The sequence below is a fragment of the Gilliamella sp. W8136 genome, assembly GCF_016101285.1.
GTDB lineage: Bacteria > Pseudomonadota > Gammaproteobacteria > Enterobacterales > Orbaceae > Gilliamella > Gilliamella apicola_N.
The window spans coordinates 1-15,458 of the sequence record NZ_JACFQU010000014.1 but is presented as its reverse complement, the minus strand read 5'-3'; the positions used below and the strand labels follow the sequence as shown (position 1 = coordinate 15,458).

General features: G+C 33.4%; 10 protein-coding genes. All 10 read right to left on the bottom strand.

Annotated features, from left to right (window positions below; genetic code table 11):
* Window positions 1-11: 11 nt before the first annotated feature.
* Window positions 12-845, bottom strand: a complete 834-nt coding sequence (cysT, locus tag H3T96_RS10235) for a sulfate ABC transporter permease subunit CysT (protein ID WP_144092555.1) — start codon at window positions 843-845, stop codon at window positions 12-14.
* A gap of 77 nt (window positions 846-922) precedes the next feature.
* The gene (locus tag H3T96_RS10230) at window positions 923-1,960 is read right to left on the bottom strand and encodes a sulfate ABC transporter substrate-binding protein (protein WP_144092557.1); all 1,038 of its coding nucleotides are present in this window, start codon (window positions 1,958-1,960) and stop codon (window positions 923-925) included.
* Between the two features lie 649 nt (window positions 1,961-2,609).
* Window positions 2,610-3,452: a DUF6708 domain-containing protein gene (locus H3T96_RS10225; RefSeq protein ID WP_144092559.1), complete on the bottom strand. Its 843-nt coding sequence runs from the start codon at window positions 3,450-3,452 to the stop codon at window positions 2,610-2,612.
* Between the two features lie 33 nt (window positions 3,453-3,485).
* Window positions 3,486-4,331, bottom strand: coding sequence for a DUF6708 domain-containing protein (locus H3T96_RS10220; protein WP_144092561.1), 846 nt, complete (start codon window positions 4,329-4,331; stop codon window positions 3,486-3,488).
* Between the two features lie 13 nt (window positions 4,332-4,344).
* Window positions 4,345-7,986 (bottom strand): toxin VasX, encoded by a 3,642-nt coding sequence (locus H3T96_RS10215; RefSeq protein ID WP_144092563.1) that lies wholly within the window; start codon window positions 7,984-7,986, stop codon window positions 4,345-4,347.
* A 35-nt stretch (window positions 7,987-8,021) separates the two neighbouring features.
* Window positions 8,022-8,939 (bottom strand): hypothetical protein, encoded by a 918-nt coding sequence (locus H3T96_RS10210; RefSeq protein WP_144092565.1) that lies wholly within the window; start codon window positions 8,937-8,939, stop codon window positions 8,022-8,024.
* 792 nt (window positions 8,940-9,731) lie between these two features.
* On the bottom strand, window positions 9,732-11,570 hold the full coding sequence (locus H3T96_RS10205) for a DUF262 domain-containing protein (protein ID WP_065738051.1): 1,839 nt from the start codon (window positions 11,568-11,570) through the stop codon (window positions 9,732-9,734).
* A gap of 457 nt (window positions 11,571-12,027) precedes the next feature.
* Complete coding sequence (locus H3T96_RS10200) at window positions 12,028-12,402, bottom strand: hypothetical protein (RefSeq protein WP_144092567.1); 375 nt, start codon at window positions 12,400-12,402, stop codon at window positions 12,028-12,030.
* A 69-nt stretch (window positions 12,403-12,471) separates the two neighbouring features.
* Window positions 12,472-12,693: an Imm31 family immunity protein gene (locus H3T96_RS10195; protein ID WP_065738053.1), complete on the bottom strand. Its 222-nt coding sequence runs from the start codon at window positions 12,691-12,693 to the stop codon at window positions 12,472-12,474.
* Window positions 12,694-12,700: 7 nt separating this feature from the next.
* A complete protein-coding gene (locus tag H3T96_RS10190) occupies window positions 12,701-15,073 on the bottom strand; it encodes a polymorphic toxin type 17 domain-containing protein (RefSeq protein WP_198248644.1) in 2,373 nt (790 codons plus the stop codon).
* Window positions 15,074-15,458: the final 385 nt, after the last annotated feature.

Below are 15,458 nucleotides of genomic sequence, written 5' to 3'. Positions count from 1 at the left end.
TTTACCTATAGTCAGTTATTTTTATTAATATTACGGTTAAGTCTTCGCTGTAATGTGTTCATTAAAAATAATAGTATGAAAGCGATCAATAACATGGTTATGCCTATGGCGGCGGCAGCATCATAAGCATATTGATCAAGCTTCGAGACAATCAATAATGGCAAGATTTCTGTTTTAAATGGAATATTTCCAGCAATAAAGACTACCGAACCATACTCACCAATAGCACGAGCAAAAGCGAGCGTAAATCCAGTTAACCAAGCAGGTAAAATAGCGGGTAAAATAACATGCATAAAAATTTGCCGAGGTGATGCGCCAAGCAGGCTGGCAGCCTCTTCCTGTTCGCGTGGCAAGTCAGCCATTACAGGTTGTAAAGTGCGGACAACAAACGGCAGCGTGACAAATAAGAGTGCTAAGGTAATACCAATTGGCGTATAAGCGATCTTAAAACTAAACCAATAGCCAATAGGGCCGTTTTGAGCATAAATTGTGGTTAAAGCAATACCTGCTACCGCAGTTGGCAAAGCAAATGGGATATCGATACAGATATCCATTATTTTGCGTCCTGGAAAACGATAACGCACCAGCACCCAAGCTAACAATAAACCAATAAAGCTGTTTAAACCGGCACTTATCAATGCGGTACTTAATGAAAGCATTAGCGCTAATAAAAATTGTTTACTGATTAATAACTTTTCCCATTCATGAAAAGATAATTTAGTTGAATAGATAAACAAGCCTAATAGCGGAATAAGAACAATCAAACTAAGAAAGGTTAAAGTATAACCCAACGTTAAGTTAAATCCGGGTATATTCCGTTGTTGTTTAAAGCTTGCCACTTTCATAACTTATACCTTTAAAACTTATACCTTTATAGGATAGGGTTAAGTGATAGCAACACATAACCATAATAAGCAATGCCCTAGTTTATCTCAGCATAAATTGCATCAAAGATTGCACCATCACTAAAAAAGGCTTTTTGTACTTTCTGCCAACCACCAAAGAAATCATTAACGGTTACTAATTTAATTTCAGGAAATTGCTTAGCATATTGTTTAAGGATTTCAGGATTGACTGGTCGATAAAAATGCTGAGCAATAATATGTTGTGCAGGTTCACTATATAAGTACTCTAAATAGGCTTGCGCTTGCTTACGTGTGCCTTTGCTGTCTACGACTTTATCCACTAAGGCGACGGTTGGCTCAGCTAAAATCGATAATGACGGCATGATGATTTCTAACTGATCACCACCTTGCTCTTTTAACGCTAAATAAGCTTCATTTTCCCAAGCAATCAATACATCACCTAAACCTCGCTGCACAAAACTGATGGTTGCCCCTCTAGCGCCAGTGTCTAATACCGGTACATGTTGATATAATTTGGTTACAAATGTTCGCGCTTGTTCATCATTACCGTAAGTACTTCGAGCATAAGCCCAAGCAGCTAAAAAATTCCAACGCGCCCCGCCTGACGTTTTGGGATTGGGTGTTATTACTTCAATATCATCTTTAATTAAATCACTCCAATCATGAATCTGTTTTGGGTTACCTTTGCGGACTAGAAATACAATCGTTGAATTATAAGGCGCACTATTATTTGGCAATCTACTTTGCCATTCAGGTGATATATTAGTCTGATAACGATTTAACGCATCAATATCACTCGCTAAAGCAAGTGTCACAACATCCGCTTGCAAACCATCAATCACTGAACGCGCTTGCTTACCAGAGCCTCCGTGCGAATTTTTTATAGTCAGCGTTTCACCTGTCTGCTGTTGCCAATACTCAATAAAGGTCTGATTATAGGTTTTATAAAACTCACGAGTTGGATCATACGATACATTAAGCAATTCAACACTATAGGCTTGCCCCATAAAAGTACATATTGCAAATAAAATTAAGCTAATACTCAACCAATATTGTTTGCGAACGATAGGTGATTTTTTCACTTGATACCTCATACTATTAAAGACATTAGCTTTTTTAACAGGAATACCAAGATTAGACCAAATTATCGAAAGATGCGAAAACGATTATTTTGCATTAGGTTATAACAAAAATAGATATACTAAGTAGAAGGATTAAAATTTAGAGTGAGTCTTATTCAAGATTATATAATATGTGGATTTTATGGATGAGTGGTTTTATCTTTGCATTACATCAATAATTTATTTTAATAAAAGAAACCACGGATGGAATTTACTGATGGCTAAAAATTAGTTGTGTTTGTTTTTTTAACATTTTAAGTACGAATGGTAGTTTTAATACAGAAAACCCATTAAAATGTAATCCCCCCAACGATGGCATAACCTCTTTTATCCTCAGTTATTTTAATAGCTTTATTTATATGTTTCTTTTTTGACCTATACAAAATAATGTCATAACTATTAATTTTATTTTAAAAAATTATATTAAAATGTGATCTATATTGCTTAAGATCAAGCTCAATACCACCATATTTTGTTTTTGGTAAGAAAGTATTATTACCATCTAAATCGCAATACAGTCAGTCAATTATTTGATTACTATTTTCTCCATTTAAAGTAATGTTTATACCCTAATTTAAATTCTGCCATTATTTGTCCACTTTGATATCAATATTATTTTTTCCTAGGGTTGTTCGTAAGGGAAAGATTTGCCGACTAAGTCATACTCCTGCTCTATTTTGGCAAGCTCTTCAAGTGATTCTGCCCGTGAGGCTTTATCAATACCCTCTGGCCAGTTAAACTCAGGTGCAAAGCAGTTAAATAATCGCCCCAGCCAAAAGCGCCCCCTGATTTTGCCTTTGTAATTCATCCCCTCCATACCATTCATATAACACAATAACCAGCGCCATTCGCTTTTATCGATATAATTGGCGTTATCCCATAAGCTAAAGTAATCCATCAGGGTATCGGTTTGTCGGTCGATCACTGCCGCAAAAATCTCCTGCTGAAAGAAGCCATGACGTGAAACCATTCCGTCAATTGATTGCCAGTCATAAACTTTTATAACGGGTTTATAAAGCTTTCTTATTTCCCTTAAAGGAAAATAATAAAGTCGTTTACTTAACATTGGCTCGTACACATAGACTTTGCCGGTTTTACGGTTAAAACGTACCGGGTAGTCGGCTGGCCAAATAATAACTTTTGCTAATTGCATTAGACATAAAAATAATGCAAGTAAAGAAACAATAATTACACCCAAGGAAAAGGCTCCATCACTATATATATAATAAGGATTAATATCGAGAAAAAGCTGTATTCCAGCATAAAGGGCGAAAATAAACACCCCACATCCACTTAGTTTTACAATCATCTCTAAAGTACGACCAAATTGGTCATCAGTGCGTCCTATTTCGATAAAGGTATTATTACCAAAACGAAGATTGGTTAAGTCATCGTCTTTATCTATTGGTTTAAATTTTGCTAAGTCTTTAGGATAATGTTTATACCCTAATTTAAATTCTGCCATTATCTGTCCACTTTGATATCAATATTATTTTTCCTAGGGTTGTTCGTAAGGGAAAGATTTGCCGACTAAATCATACTCCTGCTCTATTTTGGCAAGCTCTTCAAGTGATTCAGCTCGTGAGGCTTTATCAATACCCTCTGGCCAGTTAAACTCAGGTGCAAAGCAGTTAAATAATCGACCCAGCCAAAAGCGCCCCCTAATTTTACCTTTATAATTCATCCCCTCCATACCATTCATATAACACAATAACCAGCGCCATTCGCTTTTATGGACGTAATTGGCGTTATCCCATAAGCTAAAGTAATCTATCAGGGTATCGGTTTGTCGGTCGATCACTGCCGCAAAAATCTCCTGCTGAAAAAAGAAGCCGTGACGCGAAACCATTCCGTCAATTGATTGCCAGTCATAAACTTTTATAACGGGTTTATAAAGCTTTCTTATTTCCCTTAAGGGAAAATAATAAAGTCGTTTACTTAACATTGGCTCGTACACATAAACTTTGCCGGTTTTACGGTTAAAACGTACTGGGTAGTCGGCAGGCCAAATAATGACTTTTGTTAGTTGTGATAAGAATAACCAGAATGTGAGTAGAGAAAGAATAATCAATCCTAAAGAACATGAAATACCACTATATATACGATAAGGATTAATATTTTGAAATAACGATAGTCCAGAATAAAAAATTAATCCCCCTCCCACACATCCAACTAACTTTACTACCATATCTAAAGTACGATCAAATTGGTCATCAGTACGCCCTATTTCGATAAGGGTATCATTACCAAAACGAAGATTGGTTAAGTCATCGTCTTTATCTATTGGTTTAAATTTTGCTAAGTCTTTCGGATAATATTTATACCCCAATTTAAATTCTGCCATTATTTGTTCCTACTCAAATGTCAATGTAATCTTCTAATTCAATGGTAAATGATGTTTCGCTGCCATTTTGCTCTTCAATAAAGCCTAGCACACTTATTTTTGTATCAATATTGTCATCAGCCACATAGACCACTGGACAGATGATCAATGAGCCTTGTTCATCAAGCTCATAGGTCACCAGTTGATTTTTTGCTGATAATTGATTTGTGTGTTGACTTTCTTGGTTTGTAAAATCAACTTTCATCTCTAACGTTGAGAGCGAGCCAGCAGAGCTATCACGAGAGGTCGTTGATTTAAAAGTCGTTCCTGTCAAGTTATGGCCAATTAGCTCGTTTTGACTGCTCTCTTTTTTTTCAACAATCAATGATCCGTAATAGCGGATGCTGTCCGGTTTATAATTAGGTAAAATTACATTCAGATAAATATCCTGTTTATCACCATAATCAAAAACGAAACTTTTTTGCGATTTTTTGGTTAGAAAAAGTTCGTAACCACGAGAAGCACCATAAAAGCCATGAATAAGCTTTTTAACACCGTCTTCGGTTAAAGGATAGGGAGATAAATTGCCCGTTAGCTCATTTAAACCAAAGTAGCAGCGGTCAAACCAACGCTCCATGGACGTTAATGAGGTCAATTCGCTCATAAACGCACAAAATACCGATAATACAATACAGACAACCGATAACGCGATACCAACTCCAGAACCACTGAAGCCCATTGATACAAGCAAAAAAGCTCCAGATGCAGTTTGCCATAGTCCTGAAGTTTTAAGTCCTGCATTACTTTTTCGGATACCAAAAACTATTTCTTTTATTCCTTCCAAGGCTCCCAAAACTTTTACCATATTATCCAGTTTTTCGATATAGTGAATTAGTACTTTCATTACGGTTTTTTGGGACAGTACAGCTGCTTTATTAGTAAGCGGTATCATTAGTTTATTACCAACATTACCCGCCATCTTTGCAAGCTTATCGGTCGAGTTAACAATAAACTGTAAAGTATTGAGCAAAATGGAAGCAAAACCTAATGCCAATCCACACGTTATTTCAAACTGCTGTTCTTTTGTTAAATTAGTTTTTTGTAGATTTTTAGTATTATCTCGATATAATCTCACTTGCCATGCTAATAAAAGGAATTCAAATAGAATTGAGGTGCTACTTGCTGCATAAGCCACCCGTAATTTAGGATTGGAAGGATGATTAACCGGTGCATTACTTAGATGGGGTGAAGGTTCGTTAGCGGTAATAGAGGGTACGCTTTCTTTAATCACATTTCCCATCTCTTGGGCGCCTTCGGTCATAGTATTAGCATGAATTGAAATATCAATATGGTTATTGGTGATTTTATTTATTAGTGTTTTTACGGATGCAAATTGATTTTTTGTGGTATCTGAGGCATATCTTTGCAGGTAGGCTTTTAATTCATTAATACCCTCTTGTGTTCCTCGACCTTTAAATGTTGCGGTTATCAGTCCATCTTTACTGTCAATAATCTCAAAACCACTAAAATTAGAACCATGTTTGGTTTTGAGCTGAGCCTCAAGTTGATTATATCGCTCTTCCGGTAAGGTTAGACGAAACTCATCGGTAATTAAATCAGGATTGACTGTTTTTGAGTCAGTATTATTTATGACAACATTATTATCAATTACCGTTGCCAGCTTATTCACATCATTGACAGCACGATTGCCTCTGTTAGTCCGTTTCACATAATCTTCAATATTTTTAAAACCATCATCATCACAAAATACTGTTAAGGTGATAGTGGTTTTTTTGGTGTCTTCAATGGTGGTTTGCGAAGTAATTGAAACATTTTTATTACTCTCCAAAGCACTTATTTTGCCAGTGTTGATATTAAATGTAATAGTTCTACTTTTAGCATTCGTGTGCCCTGCTTCTGATAACGCTTTTTTTACACCTTGTGCATTAGTGATTTTTTCCAATTGTTTACCAGAACTCTCAGGTTGAATTGCCTGTGATTGTGCTAAAGCCATAATCGGATTAATAAGGCAATGTTCAATTAAAAAATTGTTGAGCTCGTTGCCTTTATCCACTAGTGATTTGATATCACCCTCTTTCCAAAAAGAAGGATTTTTTCCTGCAATGACTTTATGAAAATAAGTCTCATCACTGGATAGGAGTTCATCCCATAATCCCATATCATAATAACTGTTACCTTGCGTTCTAAATATCTGAATTGAATCATTTAATATATCATTATGGATATCTTGGTTATCATAATTGAACTCCTGCTCCCAAAATTTAACAGTATTAAAACTGGATATTTTTTGCTCAGGAAAGGTTATCTCTTCCTTATTTTCAAATTGATGTTTTCTACCTGAAAAAAAATCAGAGGCAGACAACTTATCACAAAATAACCAGCGACAATAAAGGGTGTAATCTCGACCATTATTCTTTTTAATTTTCTCGTACTGTTTTACTTTATCAGCAAAGCGATTGTACTCTTCAAGTTTTAATTGATTATTAAACTTTGCCCAATATTGGTCGAAATCATAATGTGCTTTTTCTGCTTGGGATAAGTTGTAGCGCAAATTACCTGTTTCATCGACAATTTCCGGCGAGCCACCATATTGCCATTTATCACTACTAAAAAGATTTTCTAAACTAGAGACAAAAACGGTACCAGCTGTACTATTTTCATCAAAATATTTTCTCATAGAAATTTTATATTGCTCAATTAAGTCATAATTTAATTTTTTATATTGACCCTCTGGGGTATGAAGCTCATGATATTCATAAGGAATATCGCTTTTATCATCAATTTTATTATGTAAGTTAGCGTCCCCTGTATAATTGACTTCGGCTAGGCGTTGAAAATTTAAGTCCTCAACCATACCTAGGGGATCTTCTAAAATAACCGCCCCAACTGGTTTTTTATATTGAGACTTTCGGGCATTGATAAAATTAATAAACGGATCACGTTGTTCACTTTTATCTAGATAATTCGGTAAATAACTCAATTTATCAGTCATATAGGGTATAAATTCTAAGATTTTACCAAAAATATGTTGGCCTGCTAAATCTATGCCTCTTGGGTGGTTATCTGGCGCTTGAATAAATGAAGTTAAATCAATTTTAGTAAACCGAGCTAAATCTTGGCTATTTTTATAATAATCACGAGTTTGTTTATTCCAAGGGTAACGGCTATAGGCAATCCATAAAAAAGGTTTGTCGCTTAATTCGTCATTGCTAATATCAACCGAGATAAATGAAGCTGGGACATAATGATTGTCAGCTAGACATCGTGTTGGAAAGGGATCCTTGTTATCGATTTCAAGATCTTCTGGTGCTTTTTCCCTTAATATACCGCCCTCTAAAACTTCATAATACCGAATATAGTCTTTTTTATTATCGGTTCCTGCAAGGACATAAACATACCCTTCTCGTAACACTCTTAATACTTCATTATGATCTTGTAACGGTTCTTGTGGCTCTCGGTCATCAAGAGAGTATTGTGATGAATCGAAGAATGAAAAGAGCTGCGAATATGGTGAAGACCAAACCTTATTTACCGCAGACTTTCTTAAGAGTAAAATCGGATATCCTTCCCTTACACATGCATGCCCATTGTCTGTTAATGATACAATTGCCGATAAGCTAGAAGTATCAACGTTTTGTGAATTTTCACTAACCATAGTTTTTCCTATCCAAATCTATCTATCGAGTAATATTATTTATTATTTTGATTTATACTTGCTTTAATATCATTTTCCAATTGTTCTAAGCGTTTCTTTAATGAGCCTGGTGCTAAAATCGCTGCTAAAATATGCGGTGAAATCGTTTCGATAGTAATTAAATCAACCTGATAAATCAGGCAATACAGTGCGTAAACTAATCTATCTTCAAGGTTGGTAAACCCAATATTTTTTGCATCAAGCAATTTTTTAGCTGATAAAAATAGCGCATTAGGTGGCAATGTTTGAATATTATCTTGCCACATTTTGACCAACCCAAAAGTGGCTTTGGGTTCATTTTGATACTGTAATGCATTTTGTAAAAATATCTGACTGGATAAGAGAAAGTCTTTCGTCAGTAAATTATCGGCTGCTTTAATTTGAATTAATTGGCCATAATAATTCATATAAGTATAGCGATGAATAAAATTAAATAATCCTGATAATAAACTTTCAACCGAGAGGCTTTCTTTTAATAATTGCAATCGAATATGTTCATAGAAAGGTAAGAAAGTAGGTTGTTTAGGCGAGAGTAAACGACCTAGCTGTAGACCTAAATCAATCATCTTTTCGGCTAAATTCTGTATATCAAGTTCACTACTTATCCACGCACAAATGTAATGTTTGTAATGGGAGCGCTCTTTTTCGATTCGAGTTATCGTTAAATCCAATAATTCAGGCTCTAACACTTCGCCTGGTTTCGCCAGCAAAATAAGATGAGGACAAATGGTAGGTTCATAGGATAAATCAGGGCGTAAGATAGCTTTAAACTCATCGCTAGAGAAGACATCTTTAATATTTTCCAGCGCGAGTGGCTCAACAATTTTAACTGGTTTTAATGGATCTACAAGTAAATAACGGTAACAGTTAGCTTGATCTTCGTTTAAAGCATTTGATAATTGATGTACTAACAAAACTAAAACCTCAACAAACAAATCAATAACAATTATTTATGTGGTTTAGTTTATCTGTTTGAATATTATAATGCAAAGAACATTATCAACTTTTCTGATAATAAAGATGTCTTCAAAAACGTGTTGTTGTCTTTCTAATTTAAGTATGAAGCACCTGACATACGCATTGTAAATGAATAAATAATAAACTCATATATAACCAAAATTATATTATTAATCATTGCGTCATAGTTTAGACACTTTTATCCTAATATGGATTGATTTCAGTTGAAGCCAGTTGATAAAAAATAGGAAAAGTAATTCTAATAATTGCTTTGGACATAAAAAACCAGCTTTGGGCTGGTGTATTTTTTGTAATTGGTGTGGATGCCGAATCGAAAAGATCTTTCAATTTTAGTTAGCTTTAGATTTTTAGGTAACATCATATAACATATACTGTTATAGTCAAAACCACTATTTATCAACTCAGACATTCTGTGCCACTAAATATTGCATTAGAACAGGGTGATGCCTTAGTTCTTGTGGTTATATTTATGATACTGGTAAGAGTTTTTTGAAGATTATGTTGGAAGATCTATACTTAATCAATACAGTATGTTAAGTATTTTATAAACCTTGAATAATTGTTAATAACCCTACAAAGTTTTAATATAAGCTTTGTAGGGGAGAATTTATTGATAAGTTTATTTTATTACTATTTTACAATAGTGATTAACTTAAGTTAACAGTTAATACACTTACCTATATTTGAAAAAGGATTTCATAATGTGCAAACACTTCCTTATTATTTTCCTAAAATTGACTATTCCAAATACGCTCACAAATAGTTTGGTATAGTTTTTGGCGAGCATCTATATCAGCTTTTTTAAATTGATCATGTGGTTTAAATGGTAAATGGTGTTCTGTTACCAATTTAGTAAAGTTAGGGTTATTTTCATACGTTTTTTCACATAAAGATTTTGCTAATAAATTTTCTTTTAAATAGTGAGGCATTTTCTTTTCAAATGTCATATCACTATAGGATTGATTTGTTCCTTTAGGCAATAAAATTAAATCACCTAACTTATTGCGATAGTTTTCAAATTCATATTCTTGCGCAAACTCATCTTGATGTTGTGTAAATTGTTTAGCCCAAATATGCTCAATTTCAAAAGGTTTACCTTGTTCTGGAAAACAATATGTTTCCAAAGTTGTGTTTATCCCAGCGAGATTATCTATATACGCAGTAATACGAGATAGCAAAAATTTAATAAAGTTTCTATTATTATAAAGGCCTACATTATGAAAATTTTCAAATTTTTCTGGAATTTCTTTTGCTTTTTGACTTAAAATGAACCTAAGTTCCGATAATGATTTTCCTCTGATCTCTTTCACCAAAGTATACATTGTGTAGCGAATCGAGCTAGCTGCAAATCGACGATTATTTAAAGTACGTAGTACAGTAAACTGTTCGATATAACGAGCAACTAAATCTATTTTTTGTCGTACAACATCGGAAGAATCATCTAGTTGTAAAGGAGCTAACATTAAAGGATAGCTTAATGTTGGTGCAATACCCCAGCAATCAATATAATAAACATGCTGTAGTGCTGGAGTAAAAGTACATTCGGCAGCTAAAATTTCTAGGTAAGCCCGTAAGTAAAACTGAAATTCTTGCTCAATAAAGCGTTCAAAAGTGGTATGATCTTTATTGTTTAAATTCATAATCGCTAGATTATCGCGAACCCAACTATGAAACCGAGTGCCAATTTTTTCAAAGTCCTCATTTTGAGCGCCTACCTGTCCTTGACGGATTGTCCGAGCGTATCGAGCTCTAAGTAATGCCTGAAAGAAACGTAAATCTTCATCTTTTTCGTATTCATGCAAACGTAACATCGATTTACGCCAAAGATCATCCGCTTTTTTTCGTTTATCTGTATTTTTATAATGAGATAGCAAGAAACCTTTAAGCATATCTGATGGCGTTAAATTTAGTCCTCTATCATTCATAGTTTCAAAAATGGTATAAGCATTTTCATCAGAATAAGCAATAATTTCGACCATAATGACGTTGTATTTGAGCCAGTCAATAAAAAAAGAGAATGATTCATTTTTTAATTCATCAGGGAATATTTCAACAATATTTTGATAACGCTGAGCCATATTACAGACTGAAGCATCATCATTATCTTGTATCGTATACATTCCTGTAGTGAAGAGGTTATTAAGACAAGTGATACGCTCATCAACCGTAATATTAAAAGACTTGTCCCCACGGTGCTCAGAAAAAATCATAGGCTCTATTTTTTCTTCTATAGCTAACTCTTTTTGTAAATTATTCAGATAAATCAGTAATAGTGTCAGTGAGGTGAGTCGTTGTTGTCCATCAATAATACTACGCTTACCGCCCTCTTTAATGCTGACCACAAAAGGGCCTAAATAATAATTATTATAATTGTTACCATCAGATCGACTATCACCTTGAGTATATTCATTTAAAAATGATGTGGTTAAGTCGGTCACCAGTTGCTCAATATGCTTTTGTTCCCAGCTATATTCACGCTGAAAATAATCAACAGTATATTTTTGGGCATTCAGTACATCAAATAAACAGCGATGTTGTGCTTCTATTTTGTTTTCCAGCTTACTCATAACGATTTCCTTACATATTTTATTCCGATTAAAGCTTATCATAAGAAAATCTGAAAAACATTTGTATTTAAATTATTTATTGTTCATTGAATCAGAGATTATTCCCTACATTAAAAAATCTAGCGATTGATGTAAATACACCAATTAAGCAATCGATTGTAAAAAGTGTTTATGAATTTACTATGATAGGGAATCTAAACAAAGATACTAATGATCAGCATGTTAGTTATGAGGATGCCGATGTACTACCAAAGATAATAATCATTATTTACAAATAAAAACACGTATGAATAAATTAATGATTAACATTTATTATGATTTTGATACGGAACTCACTTTACTCCAAATGTATCATTGGATGTTGCGCAGTATATATAGAATATGAACGCATGGAGTTAATTGTCAATGGAAATAACTCAGACACTGATATGGACTCTAACAGTAAAACCCGCTTTGCTTACGTTCCTAATAAAATGTCGACTCTTTTGCTATAGTTTTCGTCTTCATCAAGCGTATATTTATTTTTTAATAATACATTTAATTCTTCTTTATCTTTTGTATATTCTAATATCTCATTATTGTTTAGCTCTGTATTAATTTTTAAATCAGATAATCTATTTAACAGGTAATCAGGAATAAAATTATGTTTTAAGCTTATTAGTGATAAATTTTGAATAACAGCGACTAAAATCTTATTATTTTTTTTCATGCTAATAACTAAATCTTCAAATACAGCCGGAATAGCTTGTTCAACGCTAAATCCTTCATCTATAAATTCATGATAAGATTCTATTGTTAATTTCTTTACTTCTATATAATTAATATTATGCATAAATATGTTCCTTTACTATGTAAATATATTTAATTTAATATTTGGAACTATAATATCTTTTAAATAATATTAATAAAAATCTTCGCGTTTAAATTGCTTTCCTGTTGGTTTTAAGTCATCTTTATCAAAATAACTGACAGTTTCTTTCCCTTTAATAACAACGCCATAACCATAAATCACACCATCTTCTTCACTAATACCAACAACAATTCCTTTACAACCGATATATTCTTTGTGTGTACATGATGTTTGAATCTCTACTTCCGAATCAAAATCTATTTTATTTTTCATACATTACCTATTTATGTGTTATTTTTCCATCTAATGAAACATTTATATGTTTACCATCTCTAGAAGCCCAACCAAGCTGCTTAGAGCCTAGTTCTGATAATTGAACATCCCATTCAAATTCTTGTCCTGCTGTTCTTGAGGGACCTTTAACCCATTCATTTTCAAATTTATCTATATATCCATGATTTTTACCTTTAAGTAATGGGACATTTGGTGTATATCCATCAGGAGGAACAAACCTAATTTTACCTGTAGTAGGTAATTTAGCATATTTCAGTCGTTGAGCAATAGTCCAAGGTTTAGCAGATCCTAGTGAACCATGTGGATTAAATGTTAGCTCCTTCAATTCGATCTTATTTTCTTGATTTAGATGTATTTTTTCAATTGAAATTGTAACTTCGGTTGGTTTAAGCGCTTTGCCTTCTTTAACTGTGTTGATGGGTTTAAATTTAATAATATTTGTGGTCTGACTAACTGTTTTAAGCAAGGCACTTGCTTTACCGACTAATCCTATATCCACCAAGGAATAAGCTATTTCACCATAACCTTTTGGCAATAACCCTGACCATTCTATTAACTCTCCACCATAAGTCGTTTTGTATTGATTAGTATACATTGACTGCATACCCGCCTGTATATTATCAAGTGCGACAAAACCAATTACTGCCGCTAATGGAGCTCCAATACCTGTTGCACTGACAACACCAGCCACATATAGACTAGCTACACCACCAGCAACTTGCAATGCACCCGTAATACGCGGTAAGTTTTCAATCATTGTTTCTTTGATCTGGTCACCATAAAGGTAGCCCGTTACTCCCCCCATAATTCCACCAGTATTTATTCCAATTAATGTATTGTTAATATCTTGTTTTGTAAAAGTTGGATTGACTAGTTTAGGGAATAATTTGGCAACAAAATCCTCTTCAACTGGCTCTGCATTTAAATGCCAATATTCTGTTGCTGACCATTTAGCTGGAATTTTAACATTTACTTTACCATTGGAATTAAAACGGCCAATAAAACGATAAGCATTGTTATCGGATATAATTTCATAACGATAGTTACTATGAAGCTCAAGCTGAATATAGTCTAAAGATTTTAATTCAACATAACTATATTTTAGCTTAGTGACTTTTAGTTGATATTCACGCCGAGTTTCAACATGTCGAATCAAGCCCGGTTCACGTAACTGCTTTAAGAGTTTTATCGCCTTGAAATACAATGATTCAATTTCACTTAACTGATCTAATTGTGTATAGTATTTAACCTCTTTTTTAAGTAAGCTTTCGTAATCATTTTCATGGCCCGTCCCATCAAGTACTAATGGTTTATTAAGATATCCATTCGCGGTGAGTGTCAATTTATTGTTATGGTAAGCATAATCTGTTTGGTCTTGACCTTCACTATGACGGATATTATGTAGTGCTTTTAATGCCTGTTTTATTAATTTTATATCTGGAAGTGCACCTTCGCTTTCATCGGCACTACAATCCCCTATACGCTGTTTTGCGGTGATAAAATCCGTTTTATGAAGTAACACTAACATTTGGTAAAAGAATACGCCAATAGTTTCATCCGGCCGAAAAGCGGACTTATCATCAATTTTTTTAGTTTGATTATAATGCTCTGATGAAAAACTATAATTAATCAGGCTTGCAAGTGCTTCATCTTGTTCAATAGTAAAGGGTGAATTGCCTGAGCGGAGTAATTTGCTCAATTCATCAAGCCAGTTTTGTGCTAATGATTTGACTCGAAGTGATTTATCACCACGCAGAGTTAGGTCATAATTTCCTTGTAAGCCACCTAATAAAATATGCACTTTAGGTAACACCTGATTTGATGAAAATGCATCACCATGTTTTAAAAAGATTTCCTTTGTGCTGGTTTGAGCATTGGTGACTAATTGGTTGCTACTAGCATCAAGAATTTGTATTTGTTCAGAATGATGATTTTGTAAATTAACAATCAACCAACTATCATCTGATTCATAATAAGACTCTTTCTTGATCACTGGTATTGAGCGATATTCATTACCAAATAAAGACGAATTATCATTATAACTATTAATCTGTGGTTGATGAATTAAGATAACGTGTTCTTTATATAGTGCGTTGGTTAATACTTTAGCAACTATATCTGCGGATTTATGATAATAAGTTTGATAAGGTAAACCGACTTCTTGTAATACTGCATAAAAATTCTTACAACTTTCTGGTTCATTAACGAGCTGTTTTACAATGTCACCATACTCATGGTCATAAAAATATTTAATTCGTTTAAGTTTATAAGAATAACAACCTAACTGTTGGTTGAATAATTGATGATTATCCTCAAACTGCTGCCAATCTCTGGCAAGTATAAGTTGATATAAATACATATTATTACTTATAATTTTTTATTTTTACACAAAACGGCGTAAATTTTAACATAACAATATTAGAAAAAAAGAGATAAAAATTTTTAAAATAAACTATCTATTTTTATATACTTTTGAGCGTTAGTACGAAATTATTATTTTAATAAAATATGTTTAATAATGTTAAAAGCGAATATATAGATACTGTTAATTGTTTATTCAAAATTACGGAAAGCTTTAAAGTCATTTTATGAATACACGTCATTATTGAACTGAATGTATTCTTTTTTCTCTTGATTTAGGGTGATTTTAGTTGAACTAGTGATCCTCGCCAAAAAAGTGGACAAAAGTCGCCTCTATGATATAAACAAAAATCATAGGAGACAAATATCATGGTCAAAAAATT

Bases quoted from the DNA above. Each gene is read 5' to 3' on its own strand.
- H3T96_RS10215 (WP_144092563.1), bottom strand. From the start codon at position 7,986: ATGGTTAGTGAAAATTCACAAAACGTTGATACTTCTAGCTTATCGGCA.
- cysT (WP_144092555.1), bottom strand. From the start codon at position 845: ATGAAAGTGGCAAGCTTTAAACAACAACGGAATATACCCGGATTTAAC.
- H3T96_RS10225 (WP_144092559.1), bottom strand. From the start codon at position 3,452: ATGGCAGAATTTAAATTAGGGTATAAACATTATCCTAAAGACTTAGCA.
- H3T96_RS10230 (WP_144092557.1), bottom strand. From the start codon at position 1,960: ATGAGGTATCAAGTGAAAAAATCACCTATCGTTCGCAAACAATATTGG.
- H3T96_RS10200 (WP_144092567.1), bottom strand. From the start codon at position 12,402: ATGCATAATATTAATTATATAGAAGTAAAGAAATTAACAATAGAATCT.
- H3T96_RS10205 (WP_065738051.1), bottom strand. From the start codon at position 11,570: ATGAGTAAGCTGGAAAACAAAATAGAAGCACAACATCGCTGTTTATTT.
- H3T96_RS10220 (WP_144092561.1), bottom strand. From the start codon at position 4,331: ATGGCAGAATTTAAATTGGGGTATAAATATTATCCGAAAGACTTAGCA.
- H3T96_RS10190 (WP_198248644.1), bottom strand. From the start codon at position 15,073: ATGTATTTATATCAACTTATACTTGCCAGAGATTGGCAGCAGTTTGAG.
- H3T96_RS10195 (WP_065738053.1), bottom strand. From the start codon at position 12,693: ATGAAAAATAAAATAGATTTTGATTCGGAAGTAGAGATTCAAACATCA.